Genomic DNA, 26,495 nt, shown 5'->3' with positions numbered 1-26,495 from the left:
TGCAAGGAGTGGTGCCCGCAGCGCGCTCGGAAAGCGCTCGGAGAGCGCGCGAGGACACCCGACGCAGCAAAAAGTGGTCTAGTAGTCCCCCAGCCGTCGCTGCCCGCTCTCGCCGTCCGTGAAGTCGGCGGCCTTCGCCAGCGTCGACGCGAACGTCTCCTTCTGACTCGGGTCGTACAGCGTCGCCGCCGGGTGGACACAGACCATCACGCGCCGCGGTTCGCCCTCGATTGTTACGTCGACCACGTCGCCGGCCTCGCCGGTGACCGCCACGTCCCGGCCAAGCAGGTGTTCGGCGGGCACCTTCCCGAGCGTGATTACGAGTTCCGGGTCGACGCGGTCGATTTCGGCCTCCAGGTACTCGCGGCAGTTGGCGAGTTCCCCCTTCCTCGGGTCGCGGTTCTCCGGCGGGCGACAGCGCACGCAGTTCGTGATGCGGACGTCGCCGCGGTCGAGTCCCACCTCGCGCAGGCCGTCGTCCAGCACGTCGCCGCTGCGGCCGACGAACGGTTCGCCCTGTTCGTCCTCGTTGGCGCCCGGCGCCTCGCCGACGAACAGCAGGTCCGCGTCGGCCGGGCCGACGCCGTTGACGATTCGGGACCGCGACGCACAGAGTTCCTCGCAGCGCTCGCAGGCGACCACGTCCAACCCGTCCATCTGCTCCATACTCGTCGTTCGGCCCGGGTCGTATCAAGACCGGCGGTTGTCGGTCACTCGGCGTCGACAAGCCCACGGGCGGCCAGTCTGGCGACACGCAGTGGTTCGGGCCGGCCGCCCTCCGGGGTGAACGCGCGGACCACGTCGGCGGCCGCGTCGTCCTCGATACCGACCGCCCGAACGTACACCGTCTCGCCGTTGACGGTGACCGGGCGGCGGTCTGGCTGGGCGCGGTACGTGTCGAGGCGGGCCGCGACGGCGTCGGGGTCGTCGAACGCCTCGCGGATGGCCCCCTCCAGTCCCGGCGAGGACTCGAACGTGACCGAGATGGTCGGCAGGTCGGTCCGGCCCTGAATCGCGTGCAAATCGAGGACGTTGAACCACGCCGGCGCGATGCCGGCGACCAAGAGATAGCGGACGTCCTCACGGTCCAGTCGGTCGACCATCGCACAAATAGTCTCGGTCGCGTCGCGCCCGCCGACGGTGCAGGTGTCGAAGACGAACCCGTCGACGACGCGGCTGGCGCGGACGACGGTGCCCGCGAGGTGGCTGGTCGACTCGCGATACGATTCGGCGACGCCGAGCGCACGGACGCCGGCTTTCACGTGTTCGTGTTCTCGTCCTCCTTGATGTCTTTCAGCCGGTCGAGTAGTTCGTCGTTCGACGCGGTAAATTCGTATTCGACGGCGCCCTCGTGGGCGTTCTCCTCGGCGTCAAGCCCATCCTCGTCGTCGAACTCTGTGTCGTACTCCTGATTGTCTTGTTCCGACTCGTCGTAGCTCCCGAACCCCATGGTACGTGTACAACTATGTAGTTCACCGTGAAAAATCACTCGCCGGTCGCACCCCCGCTCTATCTTTTCCGAGGTCTACGCGCGTGGGCGCGTAAGGCGGCCGTTTACGACCAGCTACCGAGGACGGGTTACAGCGACTCGCGCGGGTCGACGTTCCGGTTGCCGGCGTGGGCGTCGGCCCCCTCGTTCGGCGTGGCCCACCGGACGGCGTTGTCCAACACCTGCTGGACGTCCTCGCGGTGGTAGATGGGATACGTCTCGTGGCCCGGCCGGAAGTAGAAGATGTTCCCGCGGCCCCGCCGGTAGCAACACCCGCTCCGGAACACCTCGCCGCCCTCGAACCACGAGGTGAACACGAGCCTGTCGGGTTCCGGGACGCCGAACGGCTCGCCGTACATCTCGGCCTCCTCGATGACCAGCGAGTCGTCCAGGCCGTCGGTGATGGGGTGTCCGGGGTCGACGACCCAGCACCGTTCGCGCTCACCCTCCTCACGCCACGTCAGGTCACAGGGCGTCCCGAGCAGTCGCTTGAACGGCTTAGAGGCGTGTGCCGAGTGGAGGACGAGCAGGCCCATCCCGTCGTAGACGCGTTCGGCGACCCGCTCGACGACGTCGTCGTCGACCTCGTCGTGGGCGACGTGGCCCCACCACACCAACACGTCCGTCTCGTCGAGTACCGACTCGGTGAGGCCGTGCTCCGGGTCGTCGAGCGTCGCCGTGCGGGTGTCGTGACCCCGTTGGTCGAGCGCCTCGGCGATGGTCGCGTGGATGCCGTCGGGGTACACCTCGGCGGCGTCCCCGCCTTCGCGTTCGTGGACGAACTCGTTCCAGACCGTGACGGATGCCATGTGGTGACCCTCCGCCTCTCGACGTATAGCTTCGGCGACTGGCACGGCCCGACGGCGACGCCACCGCGCCGCCACAAACACTCAAGCGACTCCCGCCACACGGCACGGACATGGAGGTCCACAACGTCACCGCCGACGCCGAGACGTTCACCTGTAACGCCTACCTCGCCATCGGCGAGCGCACCACACTCGTCGACGCGGGCGCGATGGAGGGCGTGGTCGACGCGATTCGAGACCACACCGACTCGCTGGACGCCGTCGTCCTGACCCACCAGCACGGCGACCACGTCGAGCGACTGGACGCGGTGCTCGATGCGTTCGACGCGCCGCTGTACGCCTACGGCGACCACGCGCGCCGGGACCACGCCATCGAGGACGGCGACGAACTGCTCGTCGGCGACGAGGCCTGCGACGTGGTGTACACGCCCGGCCACGCCGACGACCACGTCTCGCTGGTCTCGGCGAACTCGCTGTTCTCGGGCGACGTGGTGGTCCACGACGACGGCGCGTTCGACGACGGGTCGTTCGGCCGCACGGACTACCCCGGCCAGTCCCGCGAGCGACTCATCGAGAGCATCCGAGAACTGTTAGACCGGATGCCCGACGGCGTCGAGCACATGTACTCGGGTCACGGGAGCGTCTTCCACGGTGACGTGCGTGAAGTGGTCGAACGGGCCTTAGATCGGGCCGAGCGCCGCGAGCCGAAGTACCCCGACGAGTGAGAGTCGGTAGAGAGCGCCGTCGCTGGTCGACTCGCGGCGAGTGAGAAGTGAGACTGTCTCAGGCGCTGCGCGTCTCCTTCGCCTTCGGGCGAAGGTTCCCGTAGCCGCACTTCCGGCACTGCTGTGCGCGCTGGGGGTTCCGGGCGTTACAGCGCATGCAAATCTGTTTGTTCAGGATTCGATCTGATGCTTCCTCGAAGCTAGCCATGCGAGTCGGTTGCCAGCGTGGCCGTTTAAGCTTTGAGTTTCCGACCGGCGCGGTTTTCAGGCGGGCGGCCCTCCTGCCTCCATGTACGACCGAGTCGCGGACCTCCCGCTACACGTCGAGGACTGTGCGTTCGAGTTGCGCGAGCGAGCCACCTCCAGCGGCTTCGATAGAGCGACGACCACCGTCGTACTCTCCGGCGGCGGCGAGACCGGCCGGGGCGAGGACGTCACCTACACGAACGAGGCCCACTACGCGCTGGCCGACCACGCGGTCGACCTGTCGGGCGAGTACACGCTCGATTCGTTCTCGGCGGTACTCGACGACGCCGACCTCTGGCCGGAGCCCCCGGACGAAGAGCGGTTCTACCACTACCGCCGGTGGGCGTTCGAGAGCGCCGCGCTCGATTTGGCGCTGAAGCAGGCCGACACCAGCCTCGGGGCCGCGCTCGGCCGCGAGTACGACCCCGTCTCGTTCGTCGTCTCGACGCGCCTCGCCGAGTCCGAGGACGACGACCCGCCGACGACCGACCGACTGGACGCACTGCTCGACGTCCACGGCGAGTTGGCGTTCAAACTCGACCCGACGCCGGACTGGAGCGACGACCTGTTGACCGCACTCGCAGCGTACGACGTCCGCGTCCTCGACCTGAAAGGGTTGTACGAGACGGAGGGCGTCGAGGTGACCGTCGACGCCGACTTCTACCGCCGCGTGGTCGACGCCCTGCCCGACGCACTAATCGAGGACCCGAACCTGACCGACGAGACGCGGCCAGTGTTCGACGGGCGAGAGGACCGGGTGACGTGGGACGTGCCCATCACCGGCGTCGAGAGCGTCGAGGCGCTGCCGTTCGAACCCGAGTGGCTCAACATGAAACCGTCGCGGTGTGGCACCGTCGAGTCGGTGCTGGAGACGGTCGCACACTGTGAGACGCGGGGCATTCGACTCTACGGCGGCGGTCAGTTCGAACTGGGCGTCGGCCGCGAACACATCCAGGCGCTGGCGTCGCTGTGCTACGCCGACGCGCCCAACGACGTGGCACCGGGCGGGTACAACGACCCGGACCCGTCGCCCGACGTGCCGGCCAGTCCACTCGCCCCGCCGTCGGACCCGTCGGGTATCGGCGTCGGGTTCGGCGACCCTGATAAATGATGGGGAATCTACAAGACCGTCGGCGTGGTAGCTCGTAACATGCGCTGTCCGAACTGCCGCGAACGAATCGACGACGTCATCGAGGCAGAGACCCGCAAAGCGTGCCCGCACTGCGACGCGTCGCTTCGTGACCCGGTAATCAGTTGACTCACTCCTCGGCCAGATAGTCGTCCTGCACGGCGACGACGGCCGAGGAGTCCGCACAGTCGGCGTAGCGGGCGAGGGGTTCCTCGTTGAGTTCGAGGAAGGTGTGGCCCCACGAGAACTTCGAGAGAATCTCCTCGGCGTGGTCGCGTTCGCCGAGGATACACAGCGCCCCGGCGAAGGCCTCGACGGTGTTCAACTGGAACGCCGTCCCGTAGTTGACGGGGTTACCGGCGACGAGGAACGGAAGGGAGCGGTGGACGCCCTGTAAGTCGAACGCCTCGCGTTCGGCCGTCTCCCACGAACAGTCGAGTGCCACCAGTCTGCTGTGGCGGGCGCCGTCGCCGGCCGTCGGTGCGTCCGCCGGCGAGAGGGCTTGCTCGGCGAAGGGGTTGAGGACGATACCCGGTGGTGTCGAGCGGGTCGCCCGGTGCAGTTCGGCGAGGTCGAAGCGTGCGAGTTTCCGGGCGCTACACTTATCAGGGTCGTCGTCACCCTCGTAGCGAACGTGCAGTTCCACACCGTCAGTTCCACCTCAGCGGGCAAAAGCGGCTCGTTCGCCGGGTCGATGTCAACCACCCTTAAGTATCGGTAGGTATAGATGCAACTGTGATTGGGGAGGGGACGGTAGCGCCGACGTTCGAGTTACCGGCGCTCGTCGACGGTGAGCGCCGACGGGTCGCCTTAGAGGAGTACCTGGGCGACGACGTCGTCATCCTCGCGTTCTACCCGGCCGACTTCAATCAGGCCTGTGACGAGACGTCGTGTGACCTCGACGAACTCGACCTCTTTACGATGCAAAAGGACGTCACCATCCTCGGCATCAGTCCCGACTCGGTGTACAGCCACCGGGCGTTCGCCGACCACTACGACCTCAAGGTGCCGTTGCTGGCCGACACCGCCGGCGACGTCGCAGCGCAGTACGATCTGACGATGGTCGACGACATCGGTCAGCGACTGGTCGAACGGGCCGTCGCCGTCGTCGACCACGACGGCGTCGTCCGGTACGCGTGGCACACCGACGACCCGACGGCACTCCCTCGGGTCGAGGAACTCAAAGACGCCATCGCCGACACCGGCGGCGACGACACCGCCTTCGCCCGCTACCGCATCGGCTACGCCCACTACACCGAGGGACGGCGGGCGTTCACCGCGGCGATGCACGAGTTCGGCGACTCCGAGTGGATGCTGGCCCAGTCGGACTTCCAGCGCGCCCGCGAGGCGTTCGAGGAGGCCGAGTCCCAGTTCGACACCGCGGTTCGGTTCGTCGACGACGAGTCGCTGGAACCCATCTACGACGGGGCCCGGACGAAAGCCAGTTCGCTGTGGCAGGCCGCCGACTGGCTGACACAGGCCGCGAGCGCCTACTCCAGCGGGAGCGGTGCCGAGGGACAGCAACTCCGCGACGACGCCGAGCGACCGCTCGAAACCGCCCGCGGGTACGAGGAACCGCCGGACCCGGACGGCGAGTGGCCGCCGGCAGTCGACGACGTAGAGAAGGCCGAGGCGGAGCTATCGACCATCCTCCCGACCGCTCCGGAGACGGCGGACGTGGCACTCGACGTGGACATCGACGACGAGGTGGCCGAGACGAGCGACGCCGCGGACGAGAGCACAACCGTCACCGACGACCCGGGACCGACGACGGGCGACTCCGAGACGGCGGCGTCTGATACGTCTGAAACGGCGGCGTCTGCGGACAGCGAGGGCGACGGCGAAATCGACGACGACGAACTGGCCGAGATACAGGCCGAACTAGCGGCGAGTACCCCCGAGTCCGAACCATCGACGGAGGCGGGGGCCGAAGAGCCAGCGACGATGGTCGAGACACTGCCGGGGGCCGCCGAGGACGACGGCCCCGATAGTGACGACGAGGCGACCGACGACACCGACGAGAGCGACGGTGCGGCGACCGTCGACGACGAGACGGCCGTCGACGGTGAACTGGACCTGACCGACCCCGCGTCCGACGAGCGCGAGGGCGACGGAGGCGCCGATGACTGACGGCGACGAGACGCCGGCCGACCCCGCTCGCGCCTACTACCGGGCGCTGGACGAGGGCGACTACGACCTGCTGAGCCGACTGCTCGCGCCGGAGTTCGTCCACGACCGGCCGGACCGGACCATCGAAGGCCGCGAGCGGTTCGTCCAGTTCATGCGCGAGGAGCGACCCCAGACGGACACCAGCCACCCGATCGACGGAGTCTTCCGACAGGCCGACGGTAGCGGCGTCGCGGTGCGTGGGCGGTTGCTCGACGCCGATCGCGACCCGATCGCCCGCTTCGTCGACGTGTTCCAGTTCGCCGAGGGACACATCGAGCGAATCGAGACGTACACGAAGTGAAGCGCCGGTTTCACCGACAGGGAGAACGTGTCACGGCGGCCGAGTCAGTACCGACGGACCGGTATCGGGTCAGCAACGGTAACGCATAATACGGGGCTAGACGGGGTACGGCCGTCATACTATTCCATCGCGGCGCCGAGTCCTGCCGTCGCCCGGTGAGCATTAGGAAGCGTTTATTTATACGTTCCAGACGGGTCTGAGTAGTGCATGGCGAGACGGCCGAGTCCCCATAGCGAACCGGCGTCCGAGCGCCGCCACGGGTCATTCCGCCTCAGAGACGGTGCGAAAGGGCTGGTGACGTCGGCATCGAAGGTGCTGCTGGTCAGAGAGCGCCACGCCGACGGGACGCCGTTCTGGACGCTACCCGGCGGCGGCGTCCATCGACACGAGGACGCGGCCGAGGGACTCCGGCGCGAACTCGGCGAGGAACTCAACTGCCGGGCCCGAGTCGGCAGACCGGTGACAGAGTTCTGGTACGCCCACGACAGCCTCGACGACACCGTCTCGGTGTACACGGTGTTTGACTGCTCGGTCCTCTCGGAACCGGACGCCGACCAGCGAGAAGGCATCTTCGAGTGTCGGTGGGTCGACCCCGACGCGCTCCCGGCGTCGACGCTTCCGCAAGTGCGACACGTCTGTCAGCAGGTGGCCGACCTGTCGGCTTCGACCGCGGGTGACGACTGACCGTTACTCTTTCTCGCCGGCGCCGACGGCGCTCTCGCCGACCGGTTCGGAGCCCTCGATGACCTCCTGACCGCCCATGTACGGCCGAAGCGGCTCTGGCACGGTCACGGTGCCGTCCTCGTTCTGGTAGTACTCGAGGATGGCGACCATCACGCGAGGTACCGCGAGGCCGGACCCGTTGAGCGTGTGGAGGTACTCCGCGGACTCGTGGCGCTCGGGTCGATAGCGCAGTCCGGCGCGCCGGGCCTGAAAGTCCTCGAAGTTCGAGACGGAGGAGACTTCCAGCCAGCGGCCGCCAATATCGGGGCCGTCCGCCATGTCGTCGCCGGGCGACCAGACCTCGATGTCGTACTTCTTGGCCTGCGTAAAGCCCATGTCGCCGGTGCACATGTCCAGCACGCGGTAGGGCAGTTCGAGGCGGTCGAGCACCTCTGCGGCCTCCTCCAGCAGCGATTCGAGGCGGTCGTAGCTGTCTTCCGGGCGAACGAAGTTGACGAGTTCGACCTTGTGAAACTGGTGGACGCGGACGTACCCGCGTGTCTCGGTGCCGTGTTCGCCGGCCTCGCGCCGGAAGTTCGGCGAGAACGCCTGATGTTTCACCGGCAGGTCGTCGTCCAGCAGGATCTCGTCGCGGTACATGTTGGTGACGGGGACTTCGGCCGTCGGCAGGAGCCACAGGTCGTCCTCGTCGTAGTCGTCGTCCTGTCGCGCCCCGACCCGATAGGCGTCGTCGTCGAACTTCGGCAACTGGCCGGTCCCCTCCATCGACGCGGAGTTGACCGGAATCGGCGGGAGGATGTCGGAGTACCCCTGTTCGCGGTGGACATCCAGCATGAACTGGATGAGCGCGTGTTCTAAGCGTGCGCCCTCGCCCTTGACGAACTGGTAGCCGCCGCCGGTGACCTTCGCACCCCGCTCGAAGTCGAGAATATCCAGTTCCTCGCCGAGGTCGTAGTGCGGGATGACCGCCTCGGGGAGATCACGCAGGTCGTCGAACCCCTCGCGGTAGGCCTCGACGTTGTCTGCCTCGCCCTCGCCGGTCGGCACGGACTCGTGGGGGACGTTCGGCAGTTCCAGCAGCGCCGCCTCCAGTTGGGACTCCAGTTCGTCGGCGCGGTCCTCGACCGCCTGCAGTTCGTCTTTGAGTTCCTGCGAGCGGTCGATGGCCTCCTGGGCCTGCTCCTCCTCGCCCGCCTGCTTGTACTCCCCTATCTTGCTCGAAATCTCGTTGCGCTCCTGTCGCAGGCCGTCGCCTTTCGCCTTCAGTTCGCGCCACTCCTCGTCGATAGCCAGCACCTCGTCGAGGTCGACGCCCGTGACGCCTTTGCGTTCGATGGCGTCACGGACCGTCTCGGGGTTCTCCCGGACGAACTGTCTCGATAACATGGCCGACGGTTCTCGACGGGCGAAATTAGGCGTGTCGGTCCTAGCATTCACGGCAGGCCGGACCCGGAGAGGGGAAGTGAACAGCCAGAAAGCCCCCACTCGCTGTTCGGCGTCGTCCCGTCGGGACGACGACCGACGGCCGTTCCCGGCGAACACAACCGTTTTCTGCACCCCAATCACCACCCTACCTATGGCAATCGGTGACGTGTACGAGGCCGAGGCGTGCGAGGACGTCTACTACGTCGACACCGGGATGTACGACGTGCCGGAGTACGGATCGGTGTACATCGTCGACGCCGAGCGACCGGCGCTGGTCGACACCGGTCTGGGCACCAACTACGAGCGCATCCTCGATGCGATGGCCGAAGTGGGTCTCGCACCCGAGGAGTTGGAGGTCATCGCGCTCACGCACATCCACCTCGACCACGCCGGCGGGGCCGGGTTTCTGGCCGAGGCGTGTCCGAACGCGACGGTGTACGTCCACGAACTCGGCGCCCGGCACCTCGTCGACCCCGAACGAATCTGGGAGGGGACGAAAGGTGCCGTCGGCGACCAGATAGAACACTACGTCGAACCGGAACCGGTTCCCGAGGACCGTCTCGTCGAGGTCAGCGGGGGCGACGAAATCGACCTCGGCGATCACACCTTCGAGGTAGTCCACGCGCCCGGCCACGCCCCGCATCAGGTCGTCTTCCACGACCCGACGATAGACGGCGTGTTCACCGCCGACGCCGCAGGGATCTACACGCCCTCGACCGACGAGATGCACGTCACGAGTCCGCCGGTGAACTTCGACCTCGAACAGGCGCTCGCCGACGTCGAGACCATCGCCGAACTGGACCCGGAGACGCTGCTGTTTGGCCACTTCGGCCCGGCGCCGACCGGCGACAAACTCGACGTCTACGCGGAGATGCTCGCCGACTGGGTGGCCGCCGTCGAGTCGAAACGGGCGGAACTGGGCGACGACGACGCGGTCGTCGACCACTTCGTCGAGACGGTCGAGACGCCGGACATCTGGGGCGAGAGCAAGGCCAGCGCGGAGGTGGCGATGAACGTTCGGGGCATCATCGTCGCGCTCGACCGAGACGACTGAGAGTCGAAGCGGGCGACAACGGTACGTTCGGCCGGAGTGAGTGCGTTTATACAGGGGGGTACCCTTGTCCGGGCTAGATGGAGGACAGCAGTGGCTGGTAGCTCGACACTCCTGATTCCGTTGGTTGCCGGCATCATCGGGCTGGGCGTCCTCGCACAGGTGCTCGCCGCCCGACTGCAGGTTCCGAGTATCATCTTCTACCTGCTGGTCGGCGTCGTCATCGGCCAACCGGGACTGGGACTCGTCGGGAGTGAGACGTTCGGCGGTGCGCTGTCGGCTATCGTCGGGCTAGCCGTCGCTATCATCGTCTTCGAAGGCGCGTATCACCTCCGGTTCGAGCGCATCCGCGAGGCGCCGACGGCGACGTTCCGACTGGTGACGCTGGGGGCCGCCATCGCGCTGGTCGGGACGGCCGTCGCGGTGAAGTTCGCCTTCGCCGAGGAGGCCGTTTCGTGGAACCTCGCGTTCCTCGTCGGCGCGCTACTGGTCGCGACGGGACCGACGGTCATCACGCCCATCCTGAACGTCGTCCCGGTCCGTGACCGGGTCGCGACGGCCTTAGAGACGGAGGGCATCGTCAACGACGTGACGGCGGCCATCATCGCCGTCGTCGTCTTCGAGACGGTCAACCCCGGGGCGAGCAGCGAGGGCCTGTTGCAGGCGTTCGCGCTCCGACTCGGGACCGGCCTGCTCGTCGGTCTCATCGTCGCGGGCCTGCTGTACTACCTGTTGCAGTACATCGACCTCTCGCCGGGCGACGCCCCGCGGAACTCCCGCCTCCTGGTCTTGGCCGGCGCGCTCGTCGCCTACGCGGCCGCAAACACCATCGCGACGGAGGCCGGCGTCGCCGCCGTCGCCACGGCCGGGATAGCGCTGGGGAACGTCGACCACCCCTACGAGGAGGACATCGAGGCGTTCAAAGGCGACATCACGCTGCTGGTGCTCTCGTTCGTCTTCATCGCGCTGGCGGCCCAGTTGAGTCTGGACGCCCTCATCGACGTGGGACTGGCCGGCATCGCCGTCGTCCTCGCCGTCGCGCTGGTCATCCGGCCCGTACTCGTCTTCATCTCCACCGTCGGCGACCGCTTTACCCGAGCCGAGAAGCTGTTCGTGAGTTTCGTCGGGCCGCGCGGCATCATCCCGGCGTCCGTCGCGACGCTCTTTGCGGTGGAACTGAACAGCGTCGCGGGGGAACTTCGGAACGAGGCGGCCGAAGCGAGCGGGCAGGAGGCGACCGAACTGCTGGCGCAGGCGGACCTGCTGACCAGTCAGGCCGAGATTCTGCTCGGAACGGTGTTTCTGGTCATCTTCGCGACCGCCCTGCTGGAAGGCGGGCTGGCGCGATACATCGCGGAAAAACTGGACGTGATACCAATGCGAGTCATCATCGTCGGCGGCGGAAAGGTGGGCCGGGCGCTCGCCGAACGCCTCGAAGACCGAGGCGAGAACGTCGTCATCATCGAGGAGGACGAAGAGATAGTCGAACGAGGGCGCAACGAGGGGTACACCGTCGAAATCGGTGACGGTACCGATACGGACGTGTTGCGCTCTGCAGGCGCCGAAAACGCCAAGACGATTGTGGCCGCCACGGGCAACGACGACGCGAACTTGCTGGTCTCACAGCTAGCGAGTTCGAAGTTCGGCATCGACCACGTCATCGCCCGGGCGAACAACCCGGACAACGTCGAGGCGTTCGAAGACCTCGGGGTCCGCACAATCTCCTCGGCGATGGCGACGGCGTGGGCCATCGACAACCAGATAGAACGGCCCGCCATCGCCCACTGGATGACGGACGTGGGACGGACCGGCGACGTACAGGAAGTCGAGGTCCGCAACGAGGAACTCATCGGCGAAGCCGTGCGTGACATCGGGCCGATGCTCCCGGAAGCCTGTCTCATCGCGCTCGTCAGCGGCGAGGACCACACGGAAGCGCAGGTACCGACCGCCGACTACGTCCTGCAGAAGGGCGATATGGTGACGCTACTGGGTCGCCGAGAGTCGGTGCGCGACGGTATGCGGATGGTCGGTGGCGACTAGTCGGAGAGTTTTTCGACCGACTCCGCGTCGACGCCCTCGGTCCACGGGGACTGCCCGCCGTCGCCGTCGGTCTTGTACGTCCCGCGAGCACTGGCGACGTGGTGGTCGTCAGCGTCGTACACTTCTACGTCGACGACGGCGACGCTCCCGCCGTTTCTGACGACCTCGGCCGTCGCTCGCAGGTCGTCCGTCGCGGGCGCGAGATAGTCGATACGCATGTCTACCGTCGGGGAGATACGCTCCGAGAGCGAGACGACGGCGGCCCCGCCGACGGTGTCGACCAGCGAGTACGTAACGCCGCCGTGGGCGATGCGAGCGTTAGGATTCGAGGAGTGTTCGTCGCGTAACGGAAGGCGTGCTTCGGCGTGTCCGTCACCGACGTCGGTTAGCTCTATCCCGAGTTCCTCGACGAACGGGATGTCGTTGAACAGGGCCTGCAGGCTCATACCGAGCAGTGTACCGCCGTCCGTATAAGTCACAGCGAACGCGAAACAACCGAAGAGACGTGGTCGATGGTGTGTCCACCGACAGGTGCCATGCCTCGTCGTCCGCCGTCGTCAGACGACGACGAACGCTGACAGCCCCCGGCACCGGCAGTATGGAACGCATTACGTGTAAGTATTTCTATTATTTCTCTCATCAGATATACAACGACATCGCAAAGGCGGCAAAGGGGTACCTCTTTGCCGACTGGATTGCAGGACCCACTAGAGGCATGGGGCCACTCATCGACCAACTCGAACAGTTCGGCTTCTCGCAGACGGAAGCAGAAACCTACCGAGCGGTGCTCGAACTCGGCCAGGGGACAGTCGGTGAGGTCGCGACCGCGGCGGACCTCTCGAAGGGGTACGCCTACGAGGTCATCGGTGACCTGCAGGAACGAGGCGTCGTCACCGTCGACGACCACCTCACACCGACACAGGTCAGAGCCCAACAGCCAGAAGAGACGGTGCGGGACCTGGCGGCCGGCCTCGACCGACTGGAGTCGTCCCTGCGAACCCACTACTCACACACCGACCCGGACCACCCCGAGGTAGAGGTCGTCAAGTCACGTCAGCCGGCCGGCAGACGGCTTCGGCGGGCAATCGATGCCGCCGAGACCGAACTGTACCTCTCGGTGCCGTACCCGGCGCTGGAACGGGTCGTCGACGCGCTCGAAGCGGCCGTCGGCCGCGGCGTGTTCGTCCTGCTGTTGCTGAGCGACTGTGGCCCGGCGTCCGTCACCGACGGCGTCGAGGGCCGGGTCACCGCGGCCCGGCGTTGTCCGTGCGACATCCCGTTCGTGACGATGACTGACGGCGGCACGGCGATGGTCGGTGACGCCGGCGTGCTGTACGGCGAACACGACCGGTCGGAGTTCGCGCTCCTCGTCCGCAACAGCCCGAAACTGTCGGGCGCGATCGGCGCGTTGTTCACGAACTTCTGGATGAGCACCAGCGATGCCTACGTCGCCCCGCCCGACGACCTGCCGGCGACGTACGACAGTTTCAGCGAGGCCGTCTTCCAGACGACGTTGCACCTGCGGGGGGGAAGCGACCTGTACGCGACGGCCGAGTTGCTGTCCGGGGCGACTATCGAGGGCCACGTCGTCGACGTCGAGCAGAGCCTGTTAGGCCCGATGACCGCACAGTTCCCGCTGCAGAACACGATCGTGCTGTCGACGGCGGACGGGACGGTGAGCGTGGGCGGCCCCGGCGCGTTCGTCGAGGAGTACAGCGCCGGTGTGGTGCGGTTGCGGCGAGCGGACGACAACTGAGTTACCAGTCCCCGCTCCAGCAAAATCGGAGGTGATCTGCGGCGTCTTCGACGGCGTCGGGCACCGTATCCAGCGACCGTGAGAGGTCCCGGACGAGCAGTGCGTCCGCGACAGCGAGGTCGTCGAACGCCCGCGAGGTGACCGCGTGGCGGCGGTCGTCACACTGTGATTCGATACCCGCGATGCGGTCGACGGTCCCCGAGACGTGGGGCGACGGACCGGCGGTCGTCAGTGACTGGACGTAGCCTCGCGTCGTCGAGACGAGGAGCCGAGTCGCTCTGGCCGCCAACGCGGCGACGTCGGTAAACGTCGCGAGCGTCTGCGGGTCGAGTTCGGGCGAGACGGCATCGAGGTCACGGACGAACGTCTCGGCCGCGTTCGGTATCTCGTCGATACAGGCGTACAGTTCCACCAGCGCGTCGGCCCGGAGGTAGACGTCCGTGAAGTTCGGTGTCGCTCTGGCGATGTCGGTCCGGAGCGACCGGAGATGGTCGTCACAGTCCGACTCGCGGTCGGCGAGTCGCGTCGTCAGTGCCTCGCGCCGCGCCGGGTCGTCGTCGTACGCGGCGAGTATCTGTGGCAGCAACAGGACGCAGTCGGCGACTGCATCGAGATAGGTCGCCGTCCGCGTCGTGACGGTGTCCGCGTACTCCGCTGTCGGTATTGCCATCACCGACCTGTTTCGAAATCCCAGTTGAAAACGCTACTATGACCGATATATAGCCGTACAGCGACCGGCCGAGAGCTATCCGAGCGTCGTCGTCATCGACCCGCCGGTCGGTCGCTGGTGCGACAGCGACAGCGGTTCGATCCTGACCGTCCCGCTGGACGTCGCGGTAAATGGCACGAGCGTCGGTCGGAACGAGTCTGGAACCGTCAGCGACGGCGCGATGCGGTGCCACGTCGTCCCGTCCGTGCTGTACCGGCCGACACACCGGCGGCCGGTCAGTGTCAGTTCGAGCGTGACCGGGAGCGAGGCGTCGAGCGTGGTCGTCGGGTCCGGCGGCCGCGAGGGCGACGCCCCTCGGCCGATGGCGACCCCGTGGGCCGGTGACGCCCACACTGCGACGATACTCGGATCGTCGGCGGCGCTCTCACCGTCTCTGAGTGCGATGCCGCCACATCCCCACGGGTCTTCCGCCGCGGCGCGAACGACCCTGACGACCCCGACGACGTTTGGTTCGGTATCGTCCATCCGACCACCACCCCCCAATTGCCCACACATACCACACCGGTCACAAGGCGTGATGAAAAATGTTTTCATAAATATTATTGGAGAATTCCGCCAGAGATGCAATCAGCGAGGGCTACCGGAGAAACCGCGTGAACGGTGCAATAAAGAGGGTCGCTGTCCTCGGATGGCGTAAATGGATTCGACAGTCGACCGCCTGACGCAGTTCGGTCTCTCCGATACGGAGGCAGAGACCTATCTCGCGGTCCTCGAACGGGGATCTGCGACGGTCGCAGAGATAGGGTCTGCGACGGACATCTCGACGGGGTACGTCTACGACCTCGTCGAGAGCCTCGCCGAGCGCGGATTCGTCGTCGTCGACGACCACCGGACGCCGACGCAGGTACGTGCCGTCGACCCGGAGTCGGCCATCGAGTCGATGACCGAGGAACTGACCGACCTCGAATCGAACCTCTCCGAACGCTTTACCGACACGAAACGTGACTACCCGGCTATCGAACTCGTTCGGGCGAGACAGACGCTCTATCAGCGACTGGAGACGCTCATCGACGGGGCCGACGAGGAGATATTCATGATGGTGCCGGCCCCCGTCGCCGACCGCCTCACCGAACCGCTCGGACGGGCCCGCGACCGTGGGGTGTTCATCGCCCTCTTGCTCGGTGGGGAGGACCGCGAGACCGTCGACCGGACGGCCGAGGTCGCAGACGTCGTCCGGACGTGGGAACCGCCGGTCGAGAGCATCGTCATGATAGACAACGAAGTCTCGGTCACCAGCGACTCCTCGCTGTTGCGGGGCGAACACCGCGACGGCGACTACGGCCTCGTCCTCGAACAGAGTCCGAAGGCGTCCGGGGCCATCGGGTCGCAGTGGTTCAACTTCTGGGCCGCCGGCGACGAGGTCGCCAGCGCGGACCCGCTTTCACTGCCGGCCGAAGACCTCTCGTTCCGACACGGGGTCTTCGTCGCGACCAAACACGCGGCGGAGAAAGACATCGAGGTGACGGTCGACCTCTTTCCGGGGCAGGACTACGGGACGCTCACCGGCACCGTCGCCGACATCAAACAGGGACTGCTCGAACCGGCCACCTACGACTTCCCCGTCCAGAACACGCTCGTTCTAGACGTCGACGGCGAACAGGTCAGCGTCGGCGGTCCCGGGGCGTTCGTCGAGGACTACTCCGCGAAGACGGTGACAGTTCGGGAACAGACGGACTGAGTGGCGACGCCACTCGCGTTCACGGGCGCTTTGGGTCCTTGTGACGGCCGGTGGTGCTCGTTGGCTACGCGCGTCACCGTGTTCATCGCCGGGTGCGTTCGCGTCGCTCGCACACCGCTCGGTCGTGGTAGCGGCATCAGTGTCAGCGAGGCAGAACGTCCCACCGTCGCCGTTCGGCCGTCGCCTACAACGCTCGTCGCAACGAGATCGTGACAGTGTTGCCGCTCTCGTCGGCGGTGTGGTCGATGCTCCCGCCAGCCAGGTCGACGATCCAGTAGACGAGCCAGAGGCCACAGCCACGGCTGTGGTTGACAGCCGTCATCTCGTGATCGCCGAGCAAGACTCGCCGGTCGTACTCTGGGATAGGCGGAGCCTCGTCGGTGACCGACAGTTCGACGTCGTCAGCCGTCGTTCGGACGCTGACGGTGACGGTCGGGCGGTCCGAGCGGGCGTGACGGATACCGTTCTCGACGAGTTCGGCGACCGCGATCGACAGTTCCCCGGGCCCCTCGACGATGACAGACTCCGAAGCCGCGGTGTCGATGGTCGCGTCGGAGTACTGGTCGCGGAGGGGTGCGACCGCGTCTCTGACCGTGGCAGCGACATCCGTCGTCGTGGACTGTGGCATCGTCGTGAGGACGTTGACGATGTCGCGTTGCTTCTCGGCCGTCTCCAGAAGCGTCTCGCCCGCCCGCCGAATCATCGCAGTGCGGTCCTCGCGTTCGCCGTCGAGGTCGGCTTCTAGAGCCGCCGCGTTGCCGATGACGACGTTCAACTGATTGCGGACGTTGTGCCGGAGGAAGTTGTCGATGACGAGCAGTTGGCGTTCCCGACGGCGCCGGTCGGTGACGTCTCGGCTGAACCCGGCGATACGAACCACCTCGCCGTCCCGAACTATCGGTTCGCCTTGCACCCAGAGCCAGCGGTTGTAGTCAGTCGACGGGTTGACTCGCATCACCAGGTCGGTCTGAACCCCGTTCGAGAGGCGCTCCATCGCTTCTTCGGCGACCTGCCGGTCCGGCGGGTACACGGCCTCGAGGAAGCTCTGTGGGTCGCTCTCCAGTTCTTCGATGGGGCGACCGAAGACGTCCTCGTAAGCCGGGTTACAAAACAGGAGTTCCGACCAGTCGCCGTCGAACATCCACAACACGTCGTCGGTCGTATCGGCGAGTTCCTGCAACCGCTCCCGCGTCTCGCGGCGGTCGCGCTCGGCCTCGACGCGGTCGGTGACGACCCGCGAACTGACGACGTACCCGCTTAGCTCCGAGTCGGTCAGGTTCGACATCCGACTCTCGAGCCAGACCCACGACCCGTCGCTGGCCCGGTGGCGGTAGGTCGCAGTGTCGGCAAGGAACGCCTCGTCAGTCCTGACGATCGACTCGAACTGCGCCTGTACCTCGGCGCAGTCTTCAGGGTGGATGTACTCGAAGACGTTCTGCCCGACGAGGGTGTCGGGGTCGAACCCGAGGATACGCTCGGCGGCGGCGTTTACGTACGTGTACGCCCCCGATTCGTCGAGCACCGCGATCTTGTCCTGCGTGTACTCCAGCAGGATCGCCGAGGGGGCCGTATCGTTCATTCTAGTCACGTACTCGTAGCGAAGACCCAAAGTACCGGCGGCGAGCACAGTGCTCGCGGGGACTCGGCGACACCGACCGGTACAATCATTCCACAGGCGAGCGAACGGCGAGCCATGGACCTCGCACACGTCGCCGTCTGCGTCTCGGACCTCGACCGCGCGATGGCGTTTTACGAGGCGCTCGGCTTCGAAGAGACCCACCGGTTCACGCTCGACGGCGTCGAGAACGTGTACCTCGGTCAGGACGGTGACCCGGCCCTCCAGTTGCGCTACGACGCCGACCGAACGACGCCCATCGCGCCGACCCGGGCCGACGTCGACCACATCGCCTTCACCGTCGACGACGTCGAGGCCCAGTTCGAAGCGGCCGTCGACGCCGGCGGCGCTCCGGTCCTCGAACCGACGGAAATCGAGGCCGCAGACGCCTACGCCGCTTTCATCGAGGATCCCGAAGGATACACGCTGGAGTTCTACCGCACCCAGTAGCCCCGATGGGGCTACCCGTCTTCGGCCCGTAACGCCGCCATGGTCACGCCCGGAGAGATGTACGTCCTCGTCGTGACCGGGTTGGCGTTCATCGCCCTCGCCGTGGCGATTCCGGTCTTGCTCCGTATCGTCGTCGACGGCCGCGAGCGGTGGCGCGAGGGGCCGCCAACCCACGCAGACGAGGGGGAGACCCCCGATGAGGACGGCCAGTCAGCCGACCCGGATCGCCCGCGATGCCCCCACTGTGGCACCGAGAACGACGCCGACTTCGTCTACTGTCGGGTGTGTCTAGAACAGTTGTGAGCGACGCGAGCACGCCCGACGACGAAAAAGGTGGGACGCCAGGACTGGGATTTGAACAGATGGTAGACGTTCCGGGCGTGCGGCCTCACTGGCTCACGGCGTTGCCGTTCGCCTATTCGAGACCCCTCGCTCCGCTCGCGTCTCGTATCGCTCGGCCGTTCCGGGCTGCGACTACCGTGCGCAAATCCCAGTCGCCACCGTTTCAGGACTGCTGGCTCGTTCGTCGCTGCCGCTCCTCACTCGCAGTCAGTGGCAGAAAGCGCCAGGACTGGGATTTGAACCCAGAATCCCGAAAGGGAACACGCTTTCCAGGCGTGCGCCTTGCCGTTCGGCCATCCTGGCACGCAACCGAGTGTGCGTGGTCGGTCGGTTAAGGGCTTTCGTTTCCGGGCAGACGGCCGTCGACCGCGTAGGTGAGAACAGTGGCCGCCACAGCGACGAGGAGGGTAACGCCGACCTTGGCCCCGACCGAGACGGGCGTCGCCGCGAGTAGTTCGTACCCCTGCAGGAGGACGAGGAAGGCGAGACCGGCGACCACGCCCCACAGGAGGCTGGATTTCGTCTGTGCGTCCATCACTTCGTGGCGACGGCCTCGATCTCGACGGCGGCACCCTTCGGCAGGGCATCGACGGCGACGGCCGACCGGGCGGGCGGGTCGGTCGCGAAGAACGTCTCGTAGGTGGCGTTCATCTCGTCGAAGTCCTCGATATCGGCCAGATAGACGGTCACCTTCAGCACGTCGTCCACGCTCGTTCCCGCCTCGGTGAGGACGGCACGGAGGTTCGAGAGGGCCTGTTCGGTCTGCTCGGCGACCGACGCCTCGTCGCGCATCTCGCCGTCGGGTGTGAGCGCTATCTGGCCCGAGGTGAACACGAGGTCGTCGGTGGTCGTCGCCTGACTGTACGCGCCGACGGCAGCGGGCGCGTCGTCGGTGTGGACGGTCCGTTTCATACTGGCAGGGGTCGCGCCAGCCGTATAAAACGACCGTCAGACCAGCACTTCGACCTCGTAGCCGTTCTCCCGCAGGGCTGCAAGCAGTTGGTCGACGTGGTCGGGGCCGCGGGTTTCGAGGTCCAGTTCCACCTCGGCGTCGTTCATCGCCACGTCGCGGTTGGTGCGGTCGTGTTCGATGCCGTAGATGTTTATCTGTTGGGCCGAGAGAATCTGGACGAGTTCCTCTAAGGCACCGGGTCGGTCCTTGAGGACGGTCCGTATCTTCAGGTACCGACCCGTCTCGACGAGGCCGCGCATGATGACGTTCGTCAGCGTGTTGAGGTCGATGTTCCCGCCACACAGCGCCGGGACGATGGTCTCGTCGTCGGCGTAGTCGAACGTCTCCTCGGTGACGGCGGCCAGCGCGACGGCGCCAGCCCCCTCCGCGAGCGTCTTCGAGCGCTCCAACAGCGTCGTCAGCGCCACCGCGATCTCGGAGTCCGAGACCGTGACCACCTCGTCGACCCGTTCCGTGATGACCTCGAAGGTTCGTTCGCCGACGGTGCGGGTGGCGATGCCGTCGGCGATGGTCTCGACGCCGTCGCGTTCGATGCGGTGGCCCTTCTCTAGGGACTCGGCCACGCTCGACGCGCCTTCGGCCTGTACACCGACCACACGGATGTCCTCGTCTTTGCCCTTGAGTGCGGTAGCGATGCCGCTGATGAGGCCGCCGCCGCCGATGGGGACGACCACCGTCTCGACGCTCGGAAGGTCCTCGTAGATTTCGAGGCCGATAGTCCCCTGCCCGGCCATCACGTAGTCGTCGTCGAAGGCGTGGACGTAGGTTCGACCCTCCTCGCGCTCGATTTCGTGGGCCTTCTCGGCGGCCTCGTCGTAGTCCTCGCCGTGGAGGACCACCTCGCCGCCGTAGCTTCTGGTCGCCTTCACCTTCGAGATGGGGGCGTGTTTCGGCATCACGATGGTCGAGTCGACGCCGATGCGGGTCGCAGCGAGGGCGACGCCCTGTGCGTGATTGCCGGCGCTGGCCGTGACGACGCCGTTCTCGCGTTGCTCTTCCGAGAGCGTGGCGATGCGGTTCGTCGCGCCCCGAATCTTGAACGAGCCGGTGCGCTGGAACAGTTCCAGTTTCAGGTGGATATCGGCGCCGGTCATCGCGGAGAACGTGTGCGAGTAGTCGAGTGGCGTGTGCCGGGCCGTCTCGGCGACCCGGTCCTGAGCGGCCAGTACGTCCTCGAAGGTCAGCATGGCCCCGCCTACTCGCTGGTGCGTGTTATACTGTCGGGCCACAGCGCTCACGGCGACGGCGTCGGCGGAAAACGGGTGGGGAGCGTGTGACTGCGGTCGAATCGAGCGTGCGAGAACACTTAAACTCCGTCGTAGCGGAGCGAAAGTGTAACCGCACGACAGAGCCGCCGTCGATCGCCCGTCAGCCCGGTGTCAGACGGCCGTCGGACCGATACCGGCCACACGGGCGAATCAAGCCGTCGTCGCGGCTGTCAGAACTGTTTTACACCGCCTCGGCAACTATGTGGTAGATGGATACCTGGCAGCGACGGACGCTGTTGTACGTCGTCGGACTGGCCGGGATAATGCTCGGCTACGCCGTCGCCTACGACTACGGGATGAGCGCCTTCGAGAACGACCCGCGAGAGTTTCTCCACTCCCTGCAGGTCGTCGTCGAGACGTTCACCACGACCGGATTCGGTTCCGACGCGCCGTGGGAGAGTACCGGGATGCGCCTGCTGGTCATCGTGATGGACATCACCGGTGTCGTCCTCATCTTCCTCGCCCTGCCGGTCCTCCTCTTTCCGCTGTTCGAGGAGGCGATGGAGACGGAAGCCCCGAGCCACGTCGAGCAATCTCTCTCGGACCATATCGTCATCTGCCACTTCACGCCGCGCGGGGAGACGCTGGTGACCGAACTGGAGACGTGGGACGTCGACTACGTAATCGTCGAACCGGACCGGGACCGGGCCGACGACCTCTACGACGAGGGGTACCACGTCATCAACGCTGACCCCCAGTCCGTCGAGGGACTGAAACAGGCCCACCTCGAAAGTGCGCGAGCGCTGGTCGCCGACGCCTCCGATCAGGTCAACACCAGTATCGTTCTCACCGCCCGCGAGGTGGACGAGGCGGTCCGGACCGTCAGCGTCGTCGAGGAACCAAACCGAGCGAAGTACCACGACTTAGCGGGCGCCGACGCCGTCGTCTCGCCGCGACAACTGCTCGGCGAGAGTCTGGCGAGCAAAGTCACGACCGGCGTCTCGACGACGCTCGGCGAAGACTTCGAAATCGGCGTCGACTTCGACATCGCCGAACTCCCCATCCACCGCGGGAGCGACCTCGTCGGGACGACGCTGGCCGAGAGCGGCATCCGCGAGGAGACGGGCGTCAACGTCATCGGGGCGTGGTTCCGCGGCCAGTTCGTCAGTCCGCCCGGCCCCGACGCCGAACTCGACGGCAGTACGGTCCTCCTCGTCTCCGGGACGGCCGCCCAGTTAGAGCGGCTGAAGTCGAAGACCCTCTCCAGCGTCCGGGGGTTCCGGCGCGGCCAGACGGTGGTCGTCGGCTACGGCGAGGTGGGCCAGACTATCGCCGAGGAACTCGCCGTCGCGGGGGTCCCCTACACGGTCCTCGACCGGACCGAGAAGGCCGGCGTCGACGTGGTCGGGGACGCCACCGAACCCGACGACCTGCGGGCCGCCGGCGTCGAGGACGCCCGCACGGTCATCCTCGCGCTCTCGTCGGACACCGACACGGAGTTCGCCACGCTCGTCATCCGCGATTTGAACCCCGAAGTGGAGGTCATCGCCCGCGCCGAGGAGACGGAGAACGTCAAGAAGATGTACCGGGCCGGCGCCGACTACGTCCTCTCGCTGGCGACGGTCAGCGGCCGGATGCTCGCCTCGACGATTCTGGAGGACGAGAACGTCATCTCGATGGACCAGCAGGTCGAAATCGTCCGGACCGACGCCGGGCACCTCGCCGGCGATACGCTGGGCGAGGCCGACGTGCGCTCGCGAACCGGCTGTACCGTTCTCGCCGTCGAACGCAACGGGGCCGTCCTCACGGACCTCGGCCCGGACGTCGAAGTCGAGTACGGCGACAAACTCGTCATCGCTGGCACCGACGACGGCGTCAACCTGTTCACCGACATCTACAACTGACACGCCCTCGGGACGGCGGCGAGCGTCGCTGACGGCCGCGGAAAGCCCCCACTATCCTGTCAATTCTGTGTATACTATTGAGGGTCGCCGCCGTCCCCCGGGTATGGACCCCGTCAGGAGCAGTCTCGTCGCCGGCGTCGCGGCCACCGCCGTCCTGACCGCGTTCTTGCTTCTCGCCGGCGTCGTCTTCGACGGGACGACCCTATTGGTACTCGCCACGTTCACGAGTCTGTGCGCCGTCGGCGGCCCCCCGTACTGCGAACTCGGGTCGCCGACGGCGACGGCCCTGACAGCCGTCTGGTTCCTCGCGCTGTTCGCCCTCGCGTGGCCCCTGCTGTTCGCCGGGTTCACGTGGGGCCTGCCCGGCGAATCCGGTCCAACCCACGGTGTCGTCTTCGGCCTCGTCCTGTCGACCGGATACCTCGCCGCCGCCCTCGTCGGACTCGGGCCGGCCAGTCAGGTCGCTCGGCCGGACGTCGGCCTCCTCCTCGTCACGGTACTCGCGTACGTCCTCTACGGAGTCGTCCTCGGCGGCGCGTACGATTATCTGGCCGAACACCGGACGCTCCTCGTCGTCGAGGCGGGTCCATAACGTCGCGACTGGCCGGCCGGGAAAACGGGATCGTGAACTGTCGCCGTTACCGCTCGTCCAGCGGCACGAACGTCGTCTCGTCGGGGTCCGGACCGGTGTACCGGGCACGCGGCCGAATCAGGCGGTTGTCCTCCACCTTTTTCGTCGTCGGGTGTACTCGCATCGCTCGGACACCGCTCCTCGAAAAACGTGGGCGAAAAAGGCGCGAATCGCAGAGCGATTCGCGTGGGCTATACTACCGCTCGTCCAGCGGCACGAACGTCGTCTCGTCGGGGTCCGGACCGGTGTACCGGGCACGCGGCCGAATCAGGCGGTTGTCCTCGATGTACTCGATGACGTGGGCGACCCAGCCACCGACGCGAGACATCGCGAAGATGGGGGTGTAGATGTCGATGGGGATACCCATCTGGTAGTACGTCGACGCGGAGTAGAAGTCGACGTTGGGGGCGAGGCCCTTCTCCTCGGCCATGTACTCCTCGATAGTGGTGGACATCTCGTACCACTTCAGGGAGCCGGCGGCCTCACCGAGTTCCTTCGAGCGCTCGCCGAGAATCTTCGCACGGGGGTCCTTGACGTTGTAGACGCGGTGGCCGAACCCGGAGACGCGGCGGCCCTCTGCCAGTGCGTCTTTCACCCAGTCCAGCGGGTCCTGGTCGGCGTCGTCGACCTCCTTGAGCATCTCCATGACGTCCTGATTGGCGCCGCCGTGGAGCGGGCCGGCGAGCGTCCCGATAGCCGAGGTCACCGAACTGTAGACGTCAGACAGCGTCGAGGCGGTGACCATCGCAGCGAACGTCGAGGCGTTCAGGCCGTGGTCGGCGTGCAACACCAGCGCCTGATCGAAGACGTCGGCCAGCACGTCGTCCGGTTCCTCGCCGTTGAGCATGTACAGGAAGTTCTCGGCGTGGTCTAAGTCTTCACGCGGTTCGACGGGGTCCTCGCCGTCGCGGATACGCGTGAACGCGGCGACGATAGTCGGAATCTTCGCGGTGATGCGCCGACCCATCGCGAGGTTGACCGTCTCGTCTGTCGGGTCGGCCTCCTCCGGTGCGGGGTCGTACGCCGAGAGCATCGACACCGCGGTCCGGAGCGCGGCCATCGGTTCCTCGTCGGCCTCTGCGAGTTCGCGGACGGTCGCCATGACGCCGTCGTCGACCTCCCGTTCGGCTGCCATCTCGGATTCGAACTCCGCGAGTTCCCCGGCGTCGGGGAGGTGGCCGTGCCAGAGCAGATACAGTACCTCCTCGTAGCTGGCACCGTTCGCCAGGTCCTCTATCGTGTACCCCCGGTAGACGAGCTTACCCACGTCACCGTCGATGACACTGAGGTCAGACTCGGCGACGAGGACTCCCTCCAGCCCTTTCTTGAGGTCGTCGGACATACGACAATGGTTCCCGACCTGCCGGGAAAAGCATTTTCTTTCCGGGCGTCTGTGTCACACGGTCGGCGGGAGTGAAACTGGACATTCCACCACTGCTGTAGGTATTTGCGTGAATAGATGGTAGATATCCGCCACCTAACACTCGTTCTGTGGTACCGCGTGCCGACTTGTCGCTCGTGACCGGCTGTCACGGGACGGCGAACGCTTTTGAGACGTGCTGTCAAAGCAGCGTACATGGAGCTGACGGGAACCGTCGAGTACGAACCGGTGAGCGTGAAGGCGGTGCTGGCAGAGATGAAAGACACCGCGGAGCTGCTCATCGACCTCTCGTACTCAGCGGTGCTGTTGCGAAGCGACGACGTGGCCGCCGAGGTGTTGGAGTTAGAGGCGAAGATGGACGTCCTGCAGATGCGAGCGCGGATGAGCCTGCTAATGGCCTGCCGGTCGACCGACGACGCCGAGACGCTGGCCCCGGTACTCGGGATGGTCGGCGCCGCCGAGAAGATCAGCGACGCCGCCGGCGACATCGCGAAGATCGTCCTCGAAGACATCGGCCTGCCGGATACGCTGCGGGCGGCTCTGCCGGAGGCCGTCGAGACGCTCGTCAGGGCGACTCTCGCCGCCGACTCGCCGCTGGCCGGCCAGACGCTCGGCGAGTTGAACCTAGAGACCGAGACGGGCGTCCGTGCGCTGGCGATTCGCCGACAGGGCAACTGGCTTCTCAACCCCGACCGGGAGACGCGACTCGAAGCCGACGACGTGGTCCTCTTCCGGGGCCCCGAGGCCGGCGTCAGCGAGGTGTACGCCGACGCCACCGGAGCGGCCTACGAACCGCCGGCACCGCCCGAGGGCGAGGACAAGGACCTCGAACGCGCCATCGACTCGATAATCCTGATGAAGGACATGGGCGAACTCGCGGTCGATCTGGCCTACGGCGCGGTGCTGTTCGACAGCAAAGCCGTCGCCGAGGAGGTCGTCGAACTCGAAGCGGAGGTCGACGCCCTCCAGTCCCGGTTCGAGGCGTGGACCTTGCGGGCGGCCGCGGACGTGGCGGACCCCGTCTCTCTGCGGGGGCTGGTTCATCTGGCCCGGTCGACGGAGGTCATCTCCGACGCCGCCCTCGAGATCAGCGAGGGCGTCCTGCGCGGCCTCTCGACGCACCCGGTCGTCGCCGAGGCCGTACAGGAGTCCGACGAGATAATCGTCCGCACCACCGTCGACGCGGCGAGCGACCTCGCGGGCCAGACCATCGGCGAAGCGGCGATCAAAACCGCGACCGGGATGCGCATCATCGCCGTCCGGCGGGCCGCAAGCGAGAGCGAACGGACCGGCCGCGAAGGCGCCGATTGGGTCGTCTCGCCCGGCCCCGAGACGCCGCTGCAGGCGGGCGACGTACTCATCGCGAAGGGGACTCGAACCGGTGCCGAGCGGTTCACCGCGCTGGCCGAGGCTACCGGCGAGCCAACCTGACCGCCGAGACGATGGTAAAGACGGTCGTCAGTAAGCCGCCGAGCGAGACGACCAGTACGAACGCCAGCGCGACGTACAGTACCGAGGGACGCGCGGTACCGGGCAGGACGAACACGGCGACGATGGCGGCGGTCACGAGCACCGCCAGACCGAAGCCGAGTTTGGCGTTCCGCGGGACGTTCAGCGCCGCTATCATCGCGGCGGGGCCGCTCTGTTGCTCGGACTCTGACACGGACGCACGTACGGTCTGCCCGCAAAAATCCCCGTCGGTCCGCGCTCGCCGCCCGCGAAACACCCGCCGGATGCCGGGGACCGTCCGCCGTCGGGCCTC

30 protein-coding genes and 1 tRNA gene are annotated in these 26,495 nt (G+C 66.5%); 14 read left to right on the top strand and 17 right to left on the bottom strand.

Annotation, left to right across the window (positions count from 1 at the left end; all coding sequences use genetic code 11):
* Positions 1–78: 78 nt before the first annotated feature.
* From NDI85_RS15135 to NDI85_RS15120, 4 genes are all read right to left on the bottom strand, one after another.
* Positions 79–666 carry a uracil-DNA glycosylase gene (locus tag NDI85_RS15135; protein WP_310916258.1) on the bottom strand — a complete coding sequence of 196 codons (588 nt, stop codon included), beginning with the start codon at positions 664–666 and terminating at the stop codon, positions 79–81.
* Positions 667–710: 44 nt separating this feature from the next.
* On the bottom strand, positions 711–1,262 hold the full coding sequence (locus tag NDI85_RS15130; protein ID WP_310916257.1) for a DUF99 family protein: 552 nt from the start codon (positions 1,260–1,262) through the stop codon (positions 711–713).
* Positions 1,259–1,450, bottom strand: a complete 192-nt coding sequence (locus NDI85_RS15125) for a DUF5786 family protein (RefSeq protein ID WP_166967614.1) — start codon at positions 1,448–1,450, stop codon at positions 1,259–1,261. The genes NDI85_RS15130 and NDI85_RS15125 overlap by 4 nt, the downstream gene beginning before the upstream one ends.
* A gap of 128 nt (positions 1,451–1,578) precedes the next feature.
* Positions 1,579–2,298, bottom strand: a complete 720-nt coding sequence (locus NDI85_RS15120) for a ThuA domain-containing protein (RefSeq protein ID WP_310916256.1) — start codon at positions 2,296–2,298, stop codon at positions 1,579–1,581.
* A 110-nt stretch (positions 2,299–2,408) separates the two neighbouring features.
* Here NDI85_RS15120 and NDI85_RS15115 point away from each other — a divergent pair, with 110 nt between their 5' ends.
* Positions 2,409–3,020 carry an MBL fold metallo-hydrolase gene (locus NDI85_RS15115; RefSeq protein WP_310916255.1) on the top strand — a complete coding sequence of 204 codons (612 nt, stop codon included), beginning with the start codon at positions 2,409–2,411 and terminating at the stop codon, positions 3,018–3,020.
* Positions 3,021–3,078: 58 nt separating this feature from the next.
* On the opposite strand, the gene NDI85_RS15110 is transcribed toward NDI85_RS15115, so the two are convergent.
* Positions 3,079–3,228, bottom strand: coding sequence for a 50S ribosomal protein L40e (locus NDI85_RS15110; protein WP_166967608.1), 150 nt, complete (start codon positions 3,226–3,228; stop codon positions 3,079–3,081).
* Positions 3,229–3,309: 81 nt separating this feature from the next.
* On the opposite strand from NDI85_RS15110, the gene NDI85_RS15105 reads away from it, so the two are divergent.
* Positions 3,310–4,377 carry a hypothetical protein gene (locus NDI85_RS15105; RefSeq protein ID WP_310916254.1) on the top strand — a complete coding sequence of 356 codons (1,068 nt, stop codon included), beginning with the start codon at positions 3,310–3,312 and terminating at the stop codon, positions 4,375–4,377.
* A 148-nt stretch (positions 4,378–4,525) separates the two neighbouring features.
* Here the strand turns inward: NDI85_RS15105 and NDI85_RS15100 are convergent, their stop codons facing one another.
* Positions 4,526–5,041 (bottom strand): DUF367 family protein, encoded by a 516-nt coding sequence (locus NDI85_RS15100; protein WP_166967604.1) that lies wholly within the window; start codon positions 5,039–5,041, stop codon positions 4,526–4,528.
* An 89-nt stretch (positions 5,042–5,130) separates the two neighbouring features.
* Here NDI85_RS15100 and NDI85_RS15095 point away from each other — a divergent pair, with 89 nt between their 5' ends.
* The 3 genes from NDI85_RS15095 to NDI85_RS15085 all read left to right on the top strand — a co-directional run bounded on the left by NDI85_RS15095 (position 5,131) and on the right by NDI85_RS15085 (position 7,549).
* Complete coding sequence (locus NDI85_RS15095) at positions 5,131–6,525, top strand: redoxin domain-containing protein (protein ID WP_189000294.1); 1,395 nt, start codon at positions 5,131–5,133, stop codon at positions 6,523–6,525.
* Entirely contained in the window at positions 6,518–6,865 is a 348-nt protein-coding gene (locus tag NDI85_RS15090) for a nuclear transport factor 2 family protein (RefSeq protein WP_189000297.1), read from the top strand. Before NDI85_RS15095 ends, NDI85_RS15090 begins: the two co-directional genes overlap by 8 nt.
* Positions 6,866–7,072: 207 nt before the next feature.
* Positions 7,073–7,549 carry an NUDIX hydrolase gene (locus NDI85_RS15085; protein WP_189000300.1) on the top strand — a complete coding sequence of 159 codons (477 nt, stop codon included), beginning with the start codon at positions 7,073–7,075 and terminating at the stop codon, positions 7,547–7,549.
* A gap of 3 nt (positions 7,550–7,552) precedes the next feature.
* On the opposite strand, the gene serS is transcribed toward NDI85_RS15085, so the two are convergent.
* Complete coding sequence (gene serS, locus NDI85_RS15080; RefSeq protein ID WP_189000304.1) at positions 7,553–8,935, bottom strand: serine--tRNA ligase; 1,383 nt, start codon at positions 8,933–8,935, stop codon at positions 7,553–7,555.
* Between the two features lie 190 nt (positions 8,936–9,125).
* Between serS and NDI85_RS15075 the strand changes: the two genes are divergently transcribed.
* Positions 9,126–10,028: an MBL fold metallo-hydrolase gene (locus tag NDI85_RS15075; protein ID WP_310916253.1), complete on the top strand. Its 903-nt coding sequence runs from the start codon at positions 9,126–9,128 to the stop codon at positions 10,026–10,028.
* A gap of 90 nt (positions 10,029–10,118) precedes the next feature.
* Entirely contained in the window at positions 10,119–12,065 is a 1,947-nt protein-coding gene (locus NDI85_RS15070; protein ID WP_310916252.1) for a cation:proton antiporter, read from the top strand.
* On the opposite strand, the gene NDI85_RS15065 is transcribed toward NDI85_RS15070, so the two are convergent.
* Positions 12,062–12,511 (bottom strand): PaaI family thioesterase, encoded by a 450-nt coding sequence (locus tag NDI85_RS15065; protein WP_310916251.1) that lies wholly within the window; start codon positions 12,509–12,511, stop codon positions 12,062–12,064. The genes NDI85_RS15070 and NDI85_RS15065 overlap by 4 nt on opposite strands.
* Before the next feature lie 152 nt (positions 12,512–12,663).
* On the opposite strand from NDI85_RS15065, the gene NDI85_RS15060 reads away from it, so the two are divergent.
* The gene (locus NDI85_RS15060) at positions 12,664–13,821 is read left to right on the top strand and encodes a TrmB family transcriptional regulator (RefSeq protein ID WP_310916250.1); all 1,158 of its coding nucleotides are present in this window, start codon (positions 12,664–12,666) and stop codon (positions 13,819–13,821) included.
* Position 13,822: 1 nt separating this feature from the next.
* Here NDI85_RS15060 and NDI85_RS15055 read toward each other — a convergent pair whose 3' ends face one another.
* Positions 13,823–14,491 carry a DUF47 family protein gene (locus tag NDI85_RS15055; RefSeq protein WP_189000318.1) on the bottom strand — a complete coding sequence of 223 codons (669 nt, stop codon included), beginning with the start codon at positions 14,489–14,491 and terminating at the stop codon, positions 13,823–13,825.
* Between the two features lie 75 nt (positions 14,492–14,566).
* Positions 14,567–15,016, bottom strand: a complete 450-nt coding sequence (locus NDI85_RS15050; protein ID WP_310916249.1) for a hypothetical protein — start codon at positions 15,014–15,016, stop codon at positions 14,567–14,569.
* Between the two features lie 172 nt (positions 15,017–15,188).
* Between NDI85_RS15050 and NDI85_RS15045 the strand changes: the two genes are divergently transcribed.
* Positions 15,189–16,229: a TrmB family transcriptional regulator sugar-binding domain-containing protein gene (locus tag NDI85_RS15045; protein ID WP_310916248.1), complete on the top strand. Its 1,041-nt coding sequence runs from the start codon at positions 15,189–15,191 to the stop codon at positions 16,227–16,229.
* Between the two features lie 184 nt (positions 16,230–16,413).
* On the opposite strand, the gene NDI85_RS15040 is transcribed toward NDI85_RS15045, so the two are convergent.
* The gene (locus NDI85_RS15040) at positions 16,414–17,808 is read right to left on the bottom strand and encodes a PAS domain-containing sensor histidine kinase (RefSeq protein ID WP_310916247.1); all 1,395 of its coding nucleotides are present in this window, start codon (positions 17,806–17,808) and stop codon (positions 16,414–16,416) included.
* 114 nt (positions 17,809–17,922) lie between these two features.
* On the opposite strand from NDI85_RS15040, the gene NDI85_RS15035 reads away from it, so the two are divergent.
* Both NDI85_RS15035 and NDI85_RS15030 read left to right on the top strand, forming a co-directional pair.
* Positions 17,923–18,294: a VOC family protein gene (locus tag NDI85_RS15035; protein WP_310916246.1), complete on the top strand. Its 372-nt coding sequence runs from the start codon at positions 17,923–17,925 to the stop codon at positions 18,292–18,294.
* A gap of 39 nt (positions 18,295–18,333) precedes the next feature.
* Positions 18,334–18,597 carry a hypothetical protein gene (locus NDI85_RS15030; RefSeq protein ID WP_310916245.1) on the top strand — a complete coding sequence of 88 codons (264 nt, stop codon included), beginning with the start codon at positions 18,334–18,336 and terminating at the stop codon, positions 18,595–18,597.
* A 260-nt stretch (positions 18,598–18,857) separates the two neighbouring features.
* Here NDI85_RS15030 and NDI85_RS15025 read toward each other — a convergent pair.
* The 4 genes from NDI85_RS15025 to ilvA form a co-directional block, all read right to left on the bottom strand.
* Positions 18,858–18,939 (bottom strand) — tRNA-Ser (locus tag NDI85_RS15025).
* Positions 18,940–18,967: 28 nt separating this feature from the next.
* Complete coding sequence (locus NDI85_RS15020) at positions 18,968–19,171, bottom strand: hypothetical protein (protein ID WP_189000338.1); 204 nt, start codon at positions 19,169–19,171, stop codon at positions 18,968–18,970.
* Entirely contained in the window at positions 19,171–19,548 is a 378-nt protein-coding gene (locus NDI85_RS15015) for a Rid family detoxifying hydrolase (RefSeq protein ID WP_189000340.1), read from the bottom strand. Before NDI85_RS15015 ends, NDI85_RS15020 begins: the two co-directional genes overlap by 1 nt.
* A gap of 36 nt (positions 19,549–19,584) precedes the next feature.
* Entirely contained in the window at positions 19,585–20,796 is a 1,212-nt protein-coding gene (gene ilvA / locus NDI85_RS15010; RefSeq protein WP_189000444.1) for a threonine ammonia-lyase, read from the bottom strand.
* Between the two features lie 290 nt (positions 20,797–21,086).
* Between ilvA and NDI85_RS15005 the strand changes: the two genes are divergently transcribed.
* Together NDI85_RS15005 and NDI85_RS15000 are read left to right on the top strand one after the other, a co-directional pair.
* Positions 21,087–22,721: an NAD-binding protein gene (locus tag NDI85_RS15005; protein WP_310916244.1), complete on the top strand. Its 1,635-nt coding sequence runs from the start codon at positions 21,087–21,089 to the stop codon at positions 22,719–22,721.
* A 103-nt stretch (positions 22,722–22,824) separates the two neighbouring features.
* Positions 22,825–23,313: a DUF6789 family protein gene (locus tag NDI85_RS15000; protein ID WP_189000359.1), complete on the top strand. Its 489-nt coding sequence runs from the start codon at positions 22,825–22,827 to the stop codon at positions 23,311–23,313.
* A gap of 235 nt (positions 23,314–23,548) precedes the next feature.
* On the opposite strand, the gene citZ is transcribed toward NDI85_RS15000, so the two are convergent.
* Positions 23,549–24,694: a citrate synthase gene (gene citZ / locus NDI85_RS14995; protein ID WP_310916243.1), complete on the bottom strand. Its 1,146-nt coding sequence runs from the start codon at positions 24,692–24,694 to the stop codon at positions 23,549–23,551.
* 234 nt (positions 24,695–24,928) lie between these two features.
* On the opposite strand from citZ, the gene NDI85_RS14990 reads away from it, so the two are divergent.
* Positions 24,929–26,164, top strand: a complete 1,236-nt coding sequence (locus tag NDI85_RS14990; protein ID WP_310916242.1) for a TrkA C-terminal domain-containing protein — start codon at positions 24,929–24,931, stop codon at positions 26,162–26,164.
* Here NDI85_RS14990 and NDI85_RS14985 read toward each other — a convergent pair.
* Positions 26,145–26,360, bottom strand: coding sequence for a hypothetical protein (locus tag NDI85_RS14985; RefSeq protein WP_166972886.1), 216 nt, complete (start codon positions 26,358–26,360; stop codon positions 26,145–26,147). The two genes, NDI85_RS14990 and NDI85_RS14985, sit on opposite strands and share 20 nt — an antisense overlap.
* Between the last annotated feature and the right edge of the window lie 135 nt (positions 26,361–26,495).

The organism is Haloarcula sp. S1AR25-4 (assembly GCF_031624555.1).
Classification (GTDB): Archaea; Halobacteriota; Halobacteria; order Halobacteriales; family Haloarculaceae; genus Haloarcula; species Haloarcula pellucida.
This window is presented reverse-complemented; position numbering and strand designations above follow the sequence as displayed.